The 18,113-nt window shown below is 60.6% G+C and carries 15 protein-coding genes and 1 pseudogene; 9 read left to right on the top strand and 7 right to left on the bottom strand.

What is annotated here, in order from left to right:
• Positions 1-2: 2 nt before the first annotated feature.
• The 7 genes from BUB23_RS10575 (at position 3) to BUB23_RS10545 (ending at position 9,743) form a co-directional block, all read left to right on the top strand.
• Positions 3-1,127, top strand: coding sequence for an ABC transporter ATP-binding protein (locus BUB23_RS10575; RefSeq protein WP_073103052.1), 1,125 nt, complete (start codon positions 3-5; stop codon positions 1,125-1,127).
• A complete protein-coding gene (locus BUB23_RS10570) occupies positions 1,124-2,896 on the top strand; it encodes an ABC transporter permease subunit (RefSeq protein WP_073103051.1) in 1,773 nt (590 codons plus the stop codon). Before BUB23_RS10575 ends, BUB23_RS10570 begins: the two co-directional genes overlap by 4 nt.
• 86 nt (positions 2,897-2,982) lie before the next feature.
• Entirely contained in the window at positions 2,983-4,563 is a 1,581-nt protein-coding gene (locus tag BUB23_RS10565) for an AMP-binding protein (RefSeq protein ID WP_178372296.1), read from the top strand.
• Positions 4,564-4,636: 73 nt separating this feature from the next.
• Positions 4,637-6,016: an aspartate aminotransferase family protein gene (locus BUB23_RS10560; RefSeq protein WP_425439536.1), complete on the top strand. Its 1,380-nt coding sequence runs from the start codon at positions 4,637-4,639 to the stop codon at positions 6,014-6,016.
• A gap of 142 nt (positions 6,017-6,158) precedes the next feature.
• Positions 6,159-7,187 carry a hypothetical protein gene (locus tag BUB23_RS10555; protein WP_073103049.1) on the top strand — a complete coding sequence of 343 codons (1,029 nt, stop codon included), beginning with the start codon at positions 6,159-6,161 and terminating at the stop codon, positions 7,185-7,187.
• A gap of 19 nt (positions 7,188-7,206) precedes the next feature.
• Positions 7,207-8,076, top strand: coding sequence for a MurR/RpiR family transcriptional regulator (locus tag BUB23_RS10550; protein WP_073103048.1), 870 nt, complete (start codon positions 7,207-7,209; stop codon positions 8,074-8,076).
• Positions 8,077-8,168: 92 nt separating this feature from the next.
• Positions 8,169-9,743 carry an aldehyde dehydrogenase family protein gene (locus BUB23_RS10545; RefSeq protein WP_073103047.1) on the top strand — a complete coding sequence of 525 codons (1,575 nt, stop codon included), beginning with the start codon at positions 8,169-8,171 and terminating at the stop codon, positions 9,741-9,743.
• 25 nt (positions 9,744-9,768) lie between these two features.
• Here the strand turns inward: BUB23_RS10545 and BUB23_RS10540 are convergent, their stop codons facing one another.
• The 5 genes from BUB23_RS10540 to BUB23_RS10520 are packed head-to-tail and all read right to left on the bottom strand — an operon-like array spanning position 9,769 to position 14,507.
• Positions 9,769-10,737 (bottom strand): Bug family tripartite tricarboxylate transporter substrate binding protein, encoded by a 969-nt coding sequence (locus BUB23_RS10540; RefSeq protein WP_073103046.1) that lies wholly within the window; start codon positions 10,735-10,737, stop codon positions 9,769-9,771.
• Between the two features lie 40 nt (positions 10,738-10,777).
• Positions 10,778-11,887, bottom strand: a complete 1,110-nt coding sequence (locus BUB23_RS10535) for an enolase C-terminal domain-like protein (RefSeq protein WP_073103045.1) — start codon at positions 11,885-11,887, stop codon at positions 10,778-10,780.
• Between the two features lie 48 nt (positions 11,888-11,935).
• Positions 11,936-13,087 (bottom strand): mandelate racemase/muconate lactonizing enzyme family protein, encoded by a 1,152-nt coding sequence (locus tag BUB23_RS10530; protein ID WP_143160942.1) that lies wholly within the window; start codon positions 13,085-13,087, stop codon positions 11,936-11,938.
• On the bottom strand, positions 13,084-14,061 hold the full coding sequence (locus BUB23_RS10525) for an NAD(P)-dependent oxidoreductase (protein ID WP_245801230.1): 978 nt from the start codon (positions 14,059-14,061) through the stop codon (positions 13,084-13,086). The genes BUB23_RS10530 and BUB23_RS10525 overlap by 4 nt, the downstream gene beginning before the upstream one ends.
• Positions 14,058-14,507 carry an NIPSNAP family protein gene (locus BUB23_RS10520; RefSeq protein ID WP_245801229.1) on the bottom strand — a complete coding sequence of 150 codons (450 nt, stop codon included), beginning with the start codon at positions 14,505-14,507 and terminating at the stop codon, positions 14,058-14,060. The genes BUB23_RS10525 and BUB23_RS10520 overlap by 4 nt, the downstream gene beginning before the upstream one ends.
• Before the next feature lie 105 nt (positions 14,508-14,612).
• Here BUB23_RS10520 and BUB23_RS10515 point away from each other — a divergent pair, with 105 nt between their 5' ends.
• Both BUB23_RS10515 and BUB23_RS10510 read left to right on the top strand, forming a co-directional pair.
• Positions 14,613-15,371 carry a GntR family transcriptional regulator gene (locus BUB23_RS10515; protein ID WP_073103043.1) on the top strand — a complete coding sequence of 253 codons (759 nt, stop codon included), beginning with the start codon at positions 14,613-14,615 and terminating at the stop codon, positions 15,369-15,371.
• Positions 15,372-15,653: 282 nt separating this feature from the next.
• Positions 15,654-16,703, top strand: coding sequence for a Fic family protein (locus tag BUB23_RS10510; RefSeq protein ID WP_073103042.1), 1,050 nt, complete (start codon positions 15,654-15,656; stop codon positions 16,701-16,703).
• Positions 16,704-16,946: 243 nt separating this feature from the next.
• On the opposite strand, the pseudogene rhuM reads toward BUB23_RS10510, so the two are convergent.
• Both rhuM and BUB23_RS10500 read right to left on the bottom strand, forming a co-directional pair.
• Positions 16,947-17,204, bottom strand: a pseudogene (gene rhuM, locus BUB23_RS27335) (RhuM family protein); the annotation flags it as partial.
• A gap of 420 nt (positions 17,205-17,624) precedes the next feature.
• Positions 17,625-18,071, bottom strand: a complete 447-nt coding sequence (locus BUB23_RS10500; protein WP_073103041.1) for a virulence RhuM family protein — start codon at positions 18,069-18,071, stop codon at positions 17,625-17,627.
• Between the last annotated feature and the right edge of the window lie 42 nt (positions 18,072-18,113).

The following is an 18,113-nucleotide window of genomic DNA, read 5'->3' as shown; positions in this document are numbered from 1 at the left end:
AGATGACTAAAGCCTTACCGTGCCCCAAGCTCGAAGTCCGCGACCTGGGCAAGCGATATGGGGACGCAATCGCTCTGGAGCCGAGCAGCCTGGCCATAAACGCGGGCGAATTCATGACGCTGCTGGGGCCCTCCGGCTCGGGCAAGACTACGCTGCTGCAAATGATCTCGGGCCTGACTGAGCCGACGTCGGGCAAGGTTCTGATAGATGGATGCGACTGCACAGCCATTCCCGTTTATCGAAGAGACATGGGAATGGTCTTTCAAAGCTATGCCTTGTTTCCGCATATGTCCGTCGAGGAAAACATCGCATTTCCCTTGAAGATGCGCGGCTGGTCGCGCGGCGCTATTCCGGCGGCGGTGGACCGGGCCCTGGATATGGTGCAGATGAGCCATCTCAAAGGCCGTTTGCCGCGCGAGCTTTCCGGCGGGCAGCAGCAACGGATAGCGCTGGCGCGCTGCTTTGTTTATCAGCCTTCGGTCATCCTGATGGACGAGCCGCTGGGAGCGTTGGACAAAAACCTGCGGGAGCATATGCAGGTGGAAATCATGCGGCTGCACCGGGACCTCAAGGCAACAATCGTATACGTGACGCACGACCAGGAGGAAGCCTTGGCGATGTCCGACCGCATTTGCCTGATGAGCAACGCGCGCATTGAGCAGGTCGACACGCCCAACAATATTTACCTGCGTCCGAAAAGCCTGTTCGCAGCCAGATTTATCGGCGAGTCGAATATCCTGAGCGGTGATGTGCGCAGCAACGGGCGTGGCGGCTTCGAGCTGGATTGCGGCGGTTTCCGCGTCCCGATAGACGGCGGGTATCAGGCGGGCAGCCATATTGATTTGCTGATCCGGCCCGAGCATGTGCGTTTCACGAATGGGCCCGGCGAAACTTTGGTGCGCGGCGTGGTACGGGAACGGATTTTCGCGGGAGCGCAGGTCAAGATATTGCTGGAACTTCCTGGCGGGGTGGTAATGATCGCGCGCATGAGCAATGATCAGGTCCTGCCCGAGGTCAATGCCGCCCAAGGGCTGGCCTGGCCTCTCGACAGTACGGTTCTGCTGGACGCAGACAGTAAAACCCACAGGGAAAGAAAAAGGCCGAAACCCCTCGAGGTGGTGGCATGAGCGCCGGCGCGCTTCGCCCCGTACGCAAGGTCGGCGCACCCTGGCTGCTGCTGGTCCCGTGCCTGGCGTTCATGGCGGTATTCTTCGTCTATCCCGTGCTGAAAATACTGGCGTTCAGCGTCATAGGAGAGGCTGGCACGCTTTCAGCCGAGAACTTTGCGCGGGTCGTCGACAATTCAGTATACGTTTCCGTCCTTGCGACCACCTTCAAGATCGCTCTGCTGACGACGGCCTGCGTTCTCTTGCTGGGTTATCCGCTGGCTTACGGTCTGTACAAGATCAGCCCATCGACCCGGAACAACTATCTGATGTGGGTCTTGATCCCATTCTGGACCAGCGATCTGGTAAAGGCTTTCAGCTGGGTGGTGCTGCTCGGGCGCAACGGGGCGTTCAATCGTGCGCTGATAGATACTGGCATAGTGGGGGAGCCGCTGTCATTGCTGCATTCGAGCATAGGCGTGTATTTTGGCATGACCCATGCCCTGCTGCCCCTGGCGGTACTCACGATACTGTCCGTCATGACGGGGGTCGATAGCTCCCTGATGCGGGCGGCGAACTCGCTGGGCGCGGCGCCTTCCCATGCATTCTGGCGCATTTTCTTTCCGCTGACGCTGCCAGGCATAGCGGCAGCGGGCTTGCTCGTATTCATTACCGCCCTGGGGTTTTTCGTGATTCCCGCCCTGCTGGGCGGCGCTCGCGACACCCTGCTGGCCCAGATCATCATTTCCGAGATGCTGGTGATCATGAATTGGGGTATGGCCGCTCTCTTGTCGCTCATGTTGCTGGCCGTCGCCTTTGTGGTGTTCTGGCTATACGACCGCCTCCTGGGTGTGACGCGCCTGGTCGGCGAGGGACGAACCGACAGCGGGTTCTCCACCGGCATGTTGCGCTATTTCAGCAGGGCGTTGATCGCCATGGCCGCGTCATTATTCGCCATGCTGGATAGCGCCTTGCAGGCCGTTTTCGGCCGGCGCGGGACTGAAATCGCATTGAAGCTGTATGTGATCGTCATCTGCGTTTTCTTGATGATCCCGACCGTGATTGTGTTTCCAATGTCGTTCACCAGCGGCGCGTTTCTGGACTTTCCGCCGCCGGGCTGGAGCCTGCGCTGGTTCGAGGCCTATTTCACATCCAGTCTGTGGATAGATGCAACACTGCGCTCATTCGGAGTAGGCGCATGCGCTGCCGCGATTGCGCTTGTGCTGGGCTCCATGGCGGCATTGGCCTTGAATCGTTCTTCATCGCGATTCAAGGGCTTGATGGTCGCCTTTCTGATCTCGCCCCTCATCGTGCCGCGGGTCGTGACCGCGGTAGGCCTGTTCTATCTGTTTGCGCAACTGGGTATCGTCGGCACCACCCTGGGCCTGGTCCTCGGCCATGCCGTGATCGCGCTTCCCTTTGTCGTGATCACGATGTCGGCAGGCATGAAGTCGTACGACACCCGCCTGGACCAGGCGGCCGCGACGCTCGGGGCGACGCCGCTGAAGACGGCCTTGTATGTAATGCTGCCTATCCTCAAAGGCAGCGTGCTGGCGGCGTTCTTATTCGCTTTCATCATTTCATTCGACGATTTGAGCATTGCGCTTTTTACTAGCGGCGGCCTGGTGTCGACCTTGCCCAAGCAAATGTGGGACGACATGACGCTGCAGCTGAATCCGACCATTTCCGCAGCCTCGGTGGTCGTGACGCTGCTGACGCTGGCTTTGCTGGCGTGCGCCGCGCGCGCTACCCGCAATGTGACCAGATTGACTAACCAGCCTGCCAATTGATGCCCATGCCTACCACCACTTCAGCACCCTCCCCAACAATTGTGGAATACCCGCCGGATTCATCTGGGCTGCCCCCGGCGTTAAACGTGGAGCTGCCCCGCAGCGTCCTTTGCCAAACGCTTTATGAGCATTTGCAAGCAGTGGTCGATGCGGAACCGTCGCGTCCATACTGCACTTATGCCGGGGTTTCGTGGTCGGTATCGGATCTCATCGCCAGAGTCGATCTCGTCGCGGCTGGATTGCGGCGGCTCGGCTTGGCGCGGGATGCCCGTGTTGCGACCATGATGGCGAACAGCACAGACCATATCTGCATTATCTTTGCCCTTGCGAAGCTGGGTCTGGTGTGGTTGCCGATGAATGTCCACGCGCGGGGCGAAGGTGTCGCCTATCAACTCGCTCACGCCCGGCCATCGCTATTGATCAGCGACACGATCAATGCGGCCAGCCTCGGGCCTGTCCTGGAGGGCTTTCCCAGCCTTTCGGTCCTATGGCACGGCGCGCCGGCCGGCGAGGGCAATCGCCAGTTTCTCGAACTGCTCGAGCCAGAGGCAACGCCTGATGGACCGCCGGGCTGCGCGGCAGGGGCGGGCAAGAATGCTACGCCCGGCATGGACGACGTGTTCTGCATCCTGTATACGTCCGGCACCACAGGACGGCCCAAGGGAGTACAGCTCACGCACAAGATGCTGGCATTGGCGAGCCTGGGAATTACGCCTTTGTGCGACTTGCGTGATGGAGACGTGCTGTTCGTGTGGGAACCGATCTATCACATTGGTGGAAGCCAGCTTCTGCGGTTGCCGCTGTTCAAGTCCGCCAGCCTCGCAATAACGGAAAGATTCAGTGCCAGCCAGTTCTGGAATGAGGCGCGGTCGGTCGGCGCAACGCAGATCCATCATCTGGGCGGCATTCAACAGATGCTGTTGAAACAGCCACCCAGCGAGAATGATCATCACCATTCGGTCCGCCTGTGCTGGGGCGGCGGTTGTTCACCCGAGGTATGGGAAGCCTTTGCGAAGCGCTTCAATGTGCGCATCCATGAAGGCTACGGCATGACCGAGTGCTCGAGCATCGCAACGGTAAATGCGACGGGGCTGGCCGGATCCGTGGGGCAGCGCCTGCCATGGTTTCGCGTCGATGTGGTCGACGATAGAAAACGGCCGCTTCCTCCGGGGCGCGACGGCGAGATTGCGCTCACCGACCTGATAGGGGGAGCGTTATTCACCGGCTATCTGGATGATAGGGAGGCCAGCGACGCGGTGCTCGACGGCAACACTTTCTACACGGGTGATATCGGCTATCTCGATACGCTGGGCCATCTTTATTTCCGCGGGCGGAAAACAGACAGCATCAGGCACAACGGTGAAAACGTTTCGGCCTGGGAGGTGGAGCACATAGTGAACGGCCATCCTGACGTGGCCGAGAGCGCAATGGTCGGCGTGCCCGGTGAGCTGGGGGAGCAGGATATCAAACTGTTCATCAAACTGAAGCCTGGCAGGACATTCGATCCGGATGCGTTCGTGCAGTGGTGTGCATCCAGGATGGCAAAGTATCAGATTCCGCGATACCTCTGCCTGGTCGACGAGTTCGAAAAAACACCCAGCCAGAGGATCGCCAAGAAGGGGCTGGACCGGTCGACCGCGGGCTGCTGGGACAGGCGACAGGCATGAAGAAACAAAACCGGCTTGGCCGCGATGGCATCGTCCGGCATTCCATTCACCAACTCAAACCGAAGTGGCCGTCATGACAGGTCATCTACGCCTCAAGGAGCAGAAAGCGGTCACTATGGAGCAATCTCGTATTTTTCAGCGGGCCACGCATCAAGTCATGCCGGTCGCCCTTTCGGGGTCCGGCATCTACATTACCGATGCGCAGGGCAAGCAGTACATCGATGGATGCGGCGGCGCCGCCGTGTCGTGCATTGGACATTCCCAGCCTGCGGTCGCCCAGGCCATCATGGACCAGTTGGGCAAGCTCGCCTATGCGCATACCAGCTTTTTCTCATCAGCGCCGGCGGAGGAGCTTGCCGAGTATCTGGTTGAACTCGCTCCGCCCGGGATTTCGCACGCGTATTTTGTCACGGGCGGCTCCGAGGCAGTGGAGGCCGCGTTGAAGCTGGCGCACCAATATCATCAAGAGAACGGGCAGCCGCAACGGAACAAGATCATCGCTCGCTGGCAGAGCTATCACGGGAATACTCTGGGGGCCTTGGCGGCCAGCGGCAACAAGATGCGCAGGGTCGCTTATGCCGACATCTTGATAGACGTGGTCCACATAGAGCCGTGTTATCCCTATCGATACCGCCGCGCGGATGAAACGCTCGATGAATACGGCAGGCGCGCGGCGGATTTGCTGGAAAGCAAGATTCTGGAACTGGGCGCGGAACATGTCTCATGCTTCATCATGGAACCGGTGGTGGGCGCGAGCCTGGGTGCCGTAGCGGCCGCGCCGGGCTACCTGAAGCGTGTCCGTGAAATATGCGACCGCTATGGCGTACTGCTGATCTTCGATGAAGTAATGTGTGGGATGGGACGCTGCGGGACCAGCTTCGCATCGGAGCATGACGGCGTAGTCGCCGATATCTACACCATTGCCAAAGGTTTGACATCGGGCTTTGTGCCGCTGGGGGCGATTCTGCTGGGTCAGCGCGTATATGACATGATCAACGAGCACTCCGGAAGCTTTCGCAACGGCCATACCTTTTCCGGTCATCCCGTATCGTGCGCCGGTGCGTTGGCGGTCCAGCGCTTCGTCCAGCAGCACCACCTGCTCGATAACGTAAAGCGCCAGGGGCGCGAGCTGGAACGGCAGCTCCTCGCGCGCTTCGGCAGCCATGCCAATGTGGGCGAGATACGGGGCAGGGGCCTGTTTTTCGGTGTGGAACTGGTCGCCGACAAGAACACGCGCACCCCCTTCGGCGCGCAGCTTGGCGTGGCGGCGCGCGTCAAGCAGGAAAGCTTGCGCCGCGGCCTGCTCGTTTATCCGGGCTCGGGAACCTCTGACGGCGTCAATGGCGACCATATCCTGCTGGCTCCGCATTACATCGTCAGCGAAGAAGAGATTGGATGCATTGTCGAGCGGCTGGCCCAGGCCGTGGATGCGGTGCTGGAAAATATTGCTTGAGCCGTCCGGCCTGGCCGGGAAATCGCCGATTCCTGTTGCCGCGGGGCGGCATGAATCTTGTACAGTTAATCTCGAGGTATGAATAATGATGAAACCTGACATCCCGTCTATAAAGAGCTGGTCGCAAGAGCAGCGGTGCGACATGATTGCCGATTTCTGGGTATCCCTGTGGAGCTCCATCCAGCTTTCCATTTTGCGCGACAAGGGCGCCGAAGACCTGATCCGGTTCAAGACCTTGATCCTGCGCACGCATCAACGCACGCATTTTCTGGACGGCCTGGATAAACTGCACATTGACCGCTCGCTCCCGCCGGCCGTTGTCGCCGCGCAATATCATTATCTTTCCAACAAGATAGGAGGGCTCAATCTGCAGTACATCGAGGAGTCGCCGAAAAAAGTCTGGATACGTTACCTGCCCCCTGTGTGGAGTTTTCCGGATCTCAGCCTGGTCGCCGTTCCTTCATCGGTCCAGCGCGCCGTTTTTACGGGCTGGCATCCTTTTAATGGTGTCTCGCTGGGAGCGCCGCAGCTGGGCTTTGTGGTCACCAAGGTAGTGCAAGAGGGCGAGCCGTATGATGAGGGCTATTTTTTCGAGTATGACCATGTCCTGGAACCCGACGAACGGATCCAGTACCTGCCCAGCCCCGTGTCTCCGGACTTCGATCCGGGTTCGGCGCCAGAGCTCGATCCAGTAGAATGGCCGGCCGAACGCCTGATCAAGGCCAAGCGCAATTTTGCGCGCGGATATGTCGAGGACGGGATACGGACGGCCGTGCAAATGTACGGCGAGCACGCAGGCTCCGCGCTTATTGCCCACGCAGCGCGATTATGCGCTTTGGTCAGGTTCGAAAAACTGCGGGCCGACCTCGGCGTCCATGGAAACACGGCGCGTGATCTGGTGGACATCTTTTCTGCAATAAGCCAGCTCGCGGGGGAAAGCCTGGAAGCGCTGGAGCTTGGGCCGGGGCAGTTCAGCGTCACCCGGCGGAATCGATTGTTTATGGGGCAGCCCGTGCACCTAGGCGCCTTTTCGGCGCTCTTTCAGTACGTGGTGATGGCGGCAAGGATGCTGAGCGCGCGCGTGCGTGTGGATCTGGTGTCGGTCGGCATTGAAGATGGGGTCGTCGTAGAAAACTGGACCGCGCGGGACACATGCGAGCGACTCTATTGATTCCTGGTGATCATCATATATGACTAAAGAAGAGATGGACAAGCTTATCGAAGCCCGATTCGATAAGCTCACTCCCAAATTGCAGTGTGCCGCGCGTCATGTGCTGGATGCTCCCAACGATATCGCATTGCATTCGATGCGGGCGGTGGCCAGCCATGCCAAGCTGCAGCCAGCGACCATGCTGCGGCTGGCGCGCGAACTGGGGTTCGAGAATTATGGAGAATTCAGATCCATCTATATGGACTGGCTCTCCGGCCAGAACAAGACTTTCTACATGAGAGCGGCGGATCTGAGGCAACGCTCCGCCAAGGCGGATAAACAGGGATTGCTGTCCGAGTTTTTTCTGACCGAAGCCAGCAACCTGGATGAAACTTTCGGCCCGAAAAACGCCAAGGGTTTCAAGGTGGCGCAGAAGATCCTGGACGAATCCAAGGAGATCTACATCTTCGGACAGCGCAGCCTGTTTCCAGCCGCCTATTACCTGCATTATGCCTGCGCCATGTTCGCGTCCAACACGACTTTGCTGACCGGAGTGGGCGGCACGTTTGCGGACGAACTGCGGCGCATAGGCAAGGATGACGTGCTGGTCGCCTTCAGCTTTCACCCCTATGCGCTGAGCAGCATTGCCGCCATTGAGTTCGTGCGCCAGCGCGGCGCAAAGATAATTGCGATCACCGACAGTCCCGTCTCTCCCATCGCCACGGGCACCTCCGTCACGCTGCTGACCCCGACTGCAAGCCCGTCCTTGTTTCCATCGGTGGTGCCGGCCGTGGCAGTGGCGCAAGCCCTGGCCGCATTGATGATTGCCTCGGGCGGCGAAGAGCGGCTGGAAGAAATCGCCAATAGCGAAGCCCAGTTGCGGCATTTCAATGTGCTAAAGGAAAAATGAACGCAAGCGGGAGATAGCCGGGGCCGGCGCATTAAACAATGCATCGTCCTCCAGTGCGAAGGTCACGAAAGCAACAGAATGAAGGAATTGAGATGAGCGGTTTTAAATTGACGTATTCCACGATGTTCTCGCCGCCGCGGGAGCTGCATACCCGTTTTGCCAAAGCCGTCGACAGTTTGGCTGAAGAATTTGGCAAACGCCACGGCCTGTTCATAAACGGCGGCGATGTCCACAAGGAAGCGGTGACGGCCAAGTCCGACCCGGCGGACCAGGATCGGACCCTGGGGGAATTCTCGCTTGCGGATGAAACAGATGTAGATACGGCGGTAATGGCGGCTCGCCGGGCATATCCGGCCTGGCGCGGCACCCCATGGCAGCAGCGGGTAGCCATCCTGAAGAAGGTGGCAGGGCTTGTGGAAGAGCGCCTTTACGATATTGCCGCGGCGGTGTCTTTTGAAGTGGGCAAGAACCGCATGGAAGCCTTGGGCGAGGTGGCCGAGGTGGTGGAGTTCTGCAATCTGTATGCGCGGCAGATGGAGGAAAATAACGGCTATGACCGCGTGTTGCCTGACGACCCCCTGCCTGATTTCAAAAGCCATAACCGCAGCGTGCTCAAGCCCTATGGCGTATGGGCCGTCGTGGCGCCATTCAATTATCCCTTCGCGCTGGCCGGTGGCCCGGTCGCCGCAGCGTTGGTGGCAGGCAATACGGTTGTGCTCAAAGGCGCGGTCGAAACGCCGTGGTCGGGACAGCTGCTGGCGCAGTGCATCAAGGATGCGGGCGTGCCGGATGGCGTATTCAATTATCTGGTGGGCGAGGGCGCGACGGTCGGAGACGCCCTGATCCGGCATGATGGTATCGATGGCGTAACGTTCACGGGCTCATATGAGGTAGGCATGCATATTGGCCGATCCCAATGGGCGCGAGCCTTCCCCCGGCCATGCATCGCCGAGATGGGCGGCAAGAATGCGGTGATCGTGACCGCGGCCGCCGACCTCGCGGTAGCGGCCCAGGGTATCGTGCGATCGGCTTTCGGCATGTCGGGCCAGAAATGCTCTGCCTTGTCCAGGATCTATGTGGACGCGCGCGTGGCCGATGGCCTTATTGGCCAGCTTCGAATCGCAATGCGGAATATCAAGATTGGCGATCCCCGGCAGGAAGATACCTGGATGGGGCCGGTTGCGACGGCCAAAGCCTATGGGAACTTCGAGAAATATTGCGCCGCCCTGCGCACCCAGGGCGCCTCCATTCTGGAAGGGGGCGCGACCCTGCGCGCCGCCGGTTTGGAGCGCGGTTTTTTCTGCGCGCCGACATTGGCCGAAGCGCCTCTCGAGCATCCATTGTGGGCCGAAGAAATGTTCGTGCCCGTGGTCATGCTGGGGCGGGTGGAAAGCCCCGGGCAGGCGATGGCGCTTGCGAATGGCAGCAAGTTCGGCCTGACCGCGGGCTTCTATGGTTCGGACGCGGAAGTCGAATGGTTCTTTGCCAATATCGAGGCGGGCGTGACCTACGCGAACCGGCCGCAGGGCGCCACCACCGGCGCCTGGCCGGGCTACCAGCCGTTTGGCGGATGGAAAGGTTCCGGCAGCACTGGCAAGGCGCTTGCCTCTTTCCATTATCTGCCGCAGTACATGCGGGAGCAGTCGCAAACGCACATAGAACCATAGAATCAGCCGGGTTCCCGCGGCCCCGTCAGTTGGCGGCCGCGCCCGACGACTCCACCAGGCCCTTCCACAAGATCACTTCCTTGTCGAGGAATGCCTTGAAATCCGCCGGCGTGCTGCCTATCGCTTCCGAGCCTTGCTGCTCAATGGATTTGCGGATCTCCGGACTATGCATGACCTCGGCAATCTTGCGCGACAGCGTGTCGATGACCGCGGCGGGCGTGCCGGCCGGCACGAAAATCGCATTCCATGTCGCGACCTCGAAGCCAGGCAGTGTCTTCGAAATCAGTGGAATCTCCGGCACTTGCGGCGCGGGCTTGCTGGTCGTCAGTCCAAGCGCCTTTACCTTGCCGCTGCGAATGAAGCTCAAGGCATCGATCAAGGGGGCGAACACCATCTGGATGCTGCCGCCTATCAGGTCGGTCATCGCGGGAGCGGCGCCTTTGTATGGAACATGCGTCATCTCGACCTTGGCCATCGTCGAGAACATGACGCCCCCCAGATGCTGCGAGGTGCCCGGACCGCCGGAACCATAGTTGAGTTCGCCGGGCTTTTTGCGGGCCAGTTCAATCAGTCCGGACACATCGTCGGCCGGCAGACTGTTGTTGACGACCAGCACCAGCGGCGTGTGGGCGATTTGGGAGACTGGAATGAAGTCCTTGAGGATGTCGAATGGCAGCTTCTTGAACAAGGCAATATTGGCGATGGATGTGCTCGTGCCCATGAACAGGGTATAGCCGTCGGGTTTGGATCGCGCGACATAGTCTCCGGCGATGTTGCCGCTGGCGCCCGGCTTGTTTTCCACCACGACGGATTGGCCCAGCGCCTTGGTGAGCCCGTTTGCCAGGACGCGCGCCACGATGTCGGTGCTTCCCCCGGCCGAAAATGGCACGACGATATTGATGCTGCGCTCGGGATAGCTGGCATGGGCGGCGCCGGCGCATATTGCCGATGCCGCAAGCAGCGCGGCCAAAATATTGGTTTTTGATTTGAACATGTCTTCCTCCGTGAATTCTGGGTATAGGGAAGGCAAGCGCCTATGACAGTACGCTTACCTGTTTCCGCTGGATGAGCTCGAAATCGATTTCCGCGCCCAGGCCGGGTTCGGTCGGCGCGTATACATAGCCGTCGGCGTCCGCCTGGATGTCTTTGACCAGGCCATACTTCTGGGCGCCGTCGGGCAGCAGCACTTCGAAGAACTCGGTGTTTTTCAATGCCATGATGACGTGCAGGCCGGCCACGTTGTTCAGCGAGTTTCCGCCGTGGTGCACTTCATAGTTCATGCGGAAGGACTCGGCCAGGTGCGCCGTCTTCATCATGGTGGTGATCCCGCCCTTCAGCGCGACGTCGCCTCTCAGGAAGTCCGTTGCCTGCTGCATGACCCAGGGGGCGTAGGAGTCAAGGCCGACAGCGGGAAATTCCGTGGCCATGATGGGAATATGCAGTTGCTGCTTCAGCTTCACATAGTTGTAGATATCGGCATCGTGCAAGGGATCTTCGTACCAGTAGTAGTTCAGATCCTGCAGCGCGCGTCCGACCCGTACCGCCTCCGGATACTGATAGCTCCACGCGGCATCGAGCATGACCAGGTAATCGTCGCCCACGGCCTTGCGGACGGCCTCGCAGACTTTGATGTCTTCCTGCCACGGATGAGGGGGGTGTATCTTGTATGCCGCCCAGTTGAGCGATTTGTAGTGCATGGCCTCTTCGGCGTACGCCTGCGGGCTGTCGAGTATCATCGAACTGGCATACGCCTTGACGCGGTCGCGGTAGGATCCCAGCAGACGATGAATGGGCAGGCCTGCCGCTATGCCGCAGATGTCCCACAGCGCGACATCGCAGGCGCCGATGGTGCGCACGGTCGTGGTGCGCGACCGGCGCCACAGCGCATGGTAGAGGCGCTCGCGGTCGAGGGGATCCTGCCCCATGAGGATGGGCTTCAAGTACTTGATGAGGTTGGGGCCGTCGAGGTCCGCGCCATAATATGCCGAGCCCAGGAAGCTGTGCCCTGTTATCCCGTCGTCGGTTTCTATCTTCAGCAGGCCGATCTTGCTGGAGCCGGCAAACTTGCCGGTGTGGGCGGCATAACTGGTGGGCGGGATATCGTCCCAGCCAAACAGGGTTAGAGTGACATCGACTATCTTCATGGGGATCCCTTGCGTGATTGAGAAAGTGGGTAAAGGAATGATTGGCGGCTAGACGTAAGCCGGGCCTTCGATGACGGGATGCGCGCGCAGAAAGGCCTCGTCGACCGCGATGCCCAGCCCCGCCTCATCGGAGGGCTGTACGCAGCCATTCTCGTCCAGGAGGTCGGGGCGATTGGTCAGGCGGTCGCGGAAGAGGTTTTCCTTGGCCACGTCGGCTTCGAAATACCCTCCGTTGTCGATGGAGGCCAGCACATGGATGCTGGACGCCATGTTCAGCCCCGTCGCGCAGGTGTGGGGGCACACCGGAAGCCGCCATGCCGAACCGAGAGCCGCGATGCGCATTGTCTCGGTGATCCCGCCGGCCTTGGAGGTGTCGGGCTGGAGAACGCCGACTGATTTGTCTTCGATGAGCCGGGCGAATTCATAGCGCGTGTAGTGGTTTTCGCCAGCCGCCAGCGGGGTCGTACCCAGCGTGGCCGATGCCGACGCATAGCTGCGGTAATCCTGCGGCGAAAAAGGTTCTTCCAGCCAGATCACCCGGCATTCCCGCAGCGCGGCGGCGACATTGCGCACGTCCGCCAGGGTATACGCCGTATTGGCGTCGACCATGATGCCAAGCTCGTCGCCGCAGGCTTTCCGCACGGCGAGCAAGCGCGCCGTATCGCGCGCGGCGCTGTCGCCAAAACGCAGCTTGATGGCGCGATAGCCTTGGCCGCGCAAGGCGTTTACTTCATCCACCAGGATATCGGGGTCCTGGAAACCCAGAGAAATGCCTCCGGCATAGGCGGGAATGGGTTTGCGGGCGCCGCCCAGCAGCCGGTAGACCGGCCAGCCCACCGCTTTGCCGCGGATGTCCCACAGTGCCTGGTCAATGCCGCTGAACGCCAGCGCGGCCGCCGTTCCCATGCCGTGGCTGGACATTTGCCGCAAGTAGACCTTGTCCCACACGGCGTTGACCTCGGCGGCCGACATGCCGAGCAACAGTTGCCGCAAGGTGGTGTTGACCAGGTGGGCGATGGCGCCCGGACAACGGCCATGATGGGACTCGCCCCACCCCACCAGACCGCCGCGGGTGACGACCTTGATGATCACGCAGTCGCGCTTGACCGCCCGGCCTATGCCCAGGGTTACGCCGTTGCGGACTGGCACGGACGTTGCGAATGCCTGAAGATCGGCAATATCCAGATCGGTCATGCTCATTCCCTGCCTCCTTGTGCTGCGCGGCGTCCGGGCCACGCCTGCGGGTTGACCAGATGCTCCGGGCGCTCGCCGGCCATCATTTGCAAAAGCTGCCTGACAGTGCCTGCGCTCATGGCGCTGGAGCTTTCGGCGGTCATGCCGCCGACATGCGGCGTAAGCATGACATTGTCCAGCTGGAAGAAAGGATGGTCCGGCTGCAGAGGCTGCCGCGCATAGACGTCGAGCGCCGCGCCCCTGATCCACTTTTCCTGGAGGGCGGTGATCAGCGCGGGCTCGTCGACCACCGCGCCGCGGGCGGCATTGAGCAGCACGGCGTCCGGCTTCATGCTCCGCAATTGCGCGGCGCCTATCATGCCGCGCGTGGCGCTCGTCAACGGACAGCACAGCGCCACGTAGTCGCTATGCGCCAGCAGATCGGCGAGCGATGATGGCTGCACAGCGTCCGGCAGTGTCGCGCCGGGCCGCTGCATGCCCAGCACGCGCATGCCAAAGCCGCATGCGCACGCCTGCGCGAGCCGCCGCCCGATGGTGCCGACGCCGACGATGCCCAGCGTCTTTCCCGACAATTCGGTGGCGCTCGGCGCAAGCGCGCGTCCGGCATTCCAGCCTTGGCCGCGCAATATTGTTTCCATGCGCGCAAGCGGCCGCGCGAAAGCCAGCATGCCGGCCACGTAGTACTCGGCGACCGCCTGCGCGTTGACACCGGGAACGTTCGCGACGGGTATCCCCAGCCGCGTGGCGGCCTCCACCGGGATCATGTCCAGGCCTGTGCCGTGGCGCACCACGCCCCGCAGCCGCGGGGCATGGTCGAAGATATCGTCGGGCAACTGGCTGCGCACCACCAGGTAGTCCGCATTCGCGACGGCTTCCCGGCAGCCCGCGTCGCTTTGGTCCCGCAGCACGATGACCTCGGCTTTTCCGCTGAGCTGGCACGTCGCCGCGTCGGTCATGGGCAGAGTGCACAGTACTTTCATGGCTGGCCGCCCATCGATGTGGCGCCTGGCTCCGGGGCGCCAGATCGATGGCCCGCCGATGAGAGATCATCCGCGTGCCGGTACGCCGGACCGTCGGCCCACGGAGAGAATTCCGCGGGCACCAATATCTTGTTTTGCTGCGTCAGGACAAAGGGCTGCACTTTCGCGGCGTAGGACTTCCAGTCCGGATTGGCGAGCAATAGGGCGCGGCGCCGCGCCCTGTCCATGAGGTCTTCGTATGCCCACATGTGGACAACCTGATTGAGCTCGCCGATATCGGACAGGAAATAGCCCACCAGATGGCCAAGAATGGGCCGCTGGATGGCTAACCCTTCCTGCTGATAGGCCTTGACATACTGGGCCGCTTTGCCGCAATGGCAGGTATAGATGCGTTCTTCAATGATCATCGTAGTGGCGCTGGGGGTGAGAGAGATCGATAAATACATATAGTCCTATATAGGACATAGTGTGTTCGAACTTTGCTCGGCTGTCAACAGCAAAGCCAGGTTTTCCAGTGCGACAGCCGCTCCGCTTGGGGATAAACTATCGCCATGACAAAAAAGCCTTCCCGCTCGCTGCCCGAGATTCGCCTCGCCGGCCCCGATGGCCTGCCAAAATACCTGCAACTGAAAAACGCCCTGGCCGAAGAGATCGCCGCCGGACGCTGGGAAGCCGGTGAACAGCTGCCTACGGAAGATATTCTGGTGGAAGCCTCCGGCTTCAGCCTGGGCACCGTGCAACGCTCGCTACGCTTGCTTGTCGATGAAGGTGTGCTGGTTCGGCGCCATGGATCCGGCACGTTTGTCGCCAGGCGCCGGCATCCTCTGGGCGGGCCGTTCCGGCATTTCCGGTTCATCGATGACACGGGCGAGGGCATACTGCCCATCTATACCAGCGTGCTCAAACGCTTTCCGGTGCAGGAAGCCGGGCCTTGGGATGCCATCCTGAACAGCCGCCAGATCGTGTGCATAGACCGCGAGTTCTCGATCAATAACGAATTCTCGCTTTACGTGCGGATATACTTTTGCGCCGCCCGATTCCCGGAATTGGCCTCGATCGACACCGCCAAGCTCAACGGCGTCAGCTTCAAGGACCTGCTGTCCCGCAAGTACCACCAGCCGGCGGCGTCATATACCGAGAGGATGAGCGTCCAGCCGCTGCCGGCCTTTGTGATCGAGGCGCTGAAGCTGCCGCGCGGAACGGTCGGCGCGCGCCTGGACATCGTGGCGACAGACCAGAGCGGCGACGCCATTTACCTGCAGCACGCTTATGTTCCGCCGAACGGACACCAGTTGCTGATGCAGGACTGAAGGCGGGTTGGTAAATAGCTTTCTTCGTATCAGGCCGCGGTGCTGTCGGCCGCGGCGGACGAGGCCGGCAAATGCGCATGGCAGGCTGCCCGAGCATGTCCGCGACGCAGTGTCCAGTAATGAAATCCGGCTGACCCGGTATATCGCCGGATAGCGCGTTTCATCGCTATGGATAGATGCATCCCTGGCCGCTACAGCGCTGTTATGACAATGAAACGGAGTAAAACGGGTTCCACAGCAGCGCCCTTATAAATGGGTTTAAATGGGTGTATCATTGGATTCATGATCCGCTCCGACTCTCTCCACATCAGCCTGGAGATCCTGGGCCTGATTTCCGGCATTGATGAGTTCAAGGGCGCCTGGCGTGCGCTTGGCGTGCTCGCGCCCGACCGGCTGTTGGCGCTACGGCGGGTGGCCACCATCGAGAGCATCGGCTCCTCCACCCGTATCGAGGGCAGCAGACTGTCGGACCAGGAGGTCGAACGCCTGCTTTCCACGCTGCAGATCAAGTCCTTCACTACCCGCGACGAGCAGGAAGTGGCCGGCTATGCCGAGGTCATGGAGCTGGTGTTCTCGTCCTGGCAGGATATCCCGTTGACCGAGAACCATATCCGGCAACTGCATCGCGATCTTCTGATCCACAGCGATAAGGACGCCTGGCATCGGGGCGGCTACAAGACCTCGACCAACAGCGTGGCCGCCTTCGACGAGACCGGAAAGCCGCTGGGCGTGGTATTTGAAACAGCCACCCCCTTCGATACGCCGAGCCTGATGACGGAACTGGTGACCTGGTTCAACGAGGAGCGGGATGCCAACCGGCTCCATCCCTTGCTGCTTATCGGTATCTGGATCGTGGTGTTCCTGGAAATCCATCCCTTCCAGGACGGCAACGGCCGCCTGAGCCGGGTGCTGACCACCCTGCTGCTGTTGCGGGCCGGCTATGCCTATGCGCCCTACAGCTCGCTGGAAAGCGTGATAGAGCAGAGCAAGGAGACCTATTACCTCGCGCTGCGGCAGACCCAGGGCACGATACGGAGCGCAGCCCCGAACTGGCAGCCCTGGCTGGTCTTCTTTCTGCGCGCGCTGGCCGAACAGGTGCGCCGGCTCAACCGCAAGATCGAACGCGAGAAGCTGGTGCTTGCCACCCTACCCGCGCTCGCATTACAGATTGTCGAGTTCGCGCGCGAACATGGCCGCATCACCATGGGCGAAGCCATCCGCCTGACCGGCAGCAACCGCAACACGCTCAAGCAGCATTTTCGGACGCTGGTGGAACAGGGGCATCTCGTTAAGCAGGGCGGCGGCCGCGGGACCTGGTATGGGCTGCGCTGAGGCGCCATGTGAAGGCAAAGTCATGCTGATGCTATGCCATCGGCCAGCGTCCAGATCAAGCGCGCGCATCCCGCGCTGCGTGACGTTCTGCCCGGTCAGGCTCTGCTCGTCGTAGCCTTGCAGCAGGCTCCAACTGCGGGCATAATCGCCGATCACCCGCAATACCGCCCGTCCTTCGTCATTGACCAGTTGCCGGTTCGCGAGCGTGCGGGCCAGCAGGCTCACCGCCTGCTCGAACTCGATATCGCGTTCTTGCAGGCGGCGCCGATTGAGAGTGTAGCCATCCACCAGATGCTGTCGCAGCACTCCGGTGGCCCAGATACGGAACTGCGTGGCGCGCGCTGAACTCACGCGGTAGCCGACGGAGATGATGGCATCGAGGTTGTAGTGCTTGAGGCGACGCCGCACCTGCCGCTTGCCTTCGGTTTGAACGACTAAGAAATCCTTAGCAGTTGCCGCCTCACCCAATTCGCCGTCGGCGAAGATGTTCTTCAAATGCATCAGCACGTTTTCGGGCGTGGTGCCGAACGCCTCGGCCATCTGTCGCTGCGTGAGCCAGACGGTATCCTGATCCAGGGACACGCTCAACCGGACTTGCCCGTCGGTGGACTGGTAAAGGGCGATGCTGGAATTACTCATGCGAGCGTCTCCATTCGGCTTATTTCGGAAGCAACTCTGTCAATTAGGTCGTCAGGCCAGCATGTGCGCAGACTCCCGGATCAGCGCCGGCGCGCCCCGGTAGCCGGCGATCTTCTGGTCCGACCGGCTCTTCGCTGCGGTATTGCGGATGAGCAGAGATTTCAGACCCGCAGGCGCGAGTGGGGGTAATCATACCTTCTTGAAGGGATAGTATCCGCACTAATGCCCGTTTGTTCGGTCTCATACCCCATTTGGCGGCCACAAACAGGGCTGGCATCGGACTTACCTACGACCTGTGGCAGGCCAGGCACTGACGTTTTCTATGCGCTGGCGATCCAGCACATAGTCTTTGATGGCGAACTCGCGCAGGATGCCGGTCGCCCATTGGCGGAACCGGGTGGCATGCACCGGGTTGACTCGGTAGCCGACGGAAATGATAGCGTCCAGGTTGTAGAAGTCCACAACACGGGACTCCTCACGCGCTCCCTCCTGCTGAACTATCCGGATTTTCCGGATAGTTGCCTCGGCAGTCTGCTCATGGTTGGTGAAAATGTTCTTCAAGTGCTCGTCGATGGTGCGCACATCCACACCGAACAGTTCGGCCGTCAGCTTCTGCGACAACCACAGGGCTTCGTCCTCGTAATTGGCTTCAATGCTTTGCTCGCCGGCCTGGACGGTGAAGATCAGGAACTCGGCGGTGCTGTTGCGAACCAGTTTCTTACCATTCATCCGTTATTTCGTCCGAACAGTCCTGGGACGACCGTGTATTTC

Origin of the sequence: Pollutimonas bauzanensis (assembly GCF_900129885.1) — a bacterium.
GTDB lineage: Bacteria > Pseudomonadota > Gammaproteobacteria > Burkholderiales > Burkholderiaceae_B > Pollutimonas > Pollutimonas bauzanensis.
This window is presented reverse-complemented; position numbering and strand designations above follow the sequence as displayed.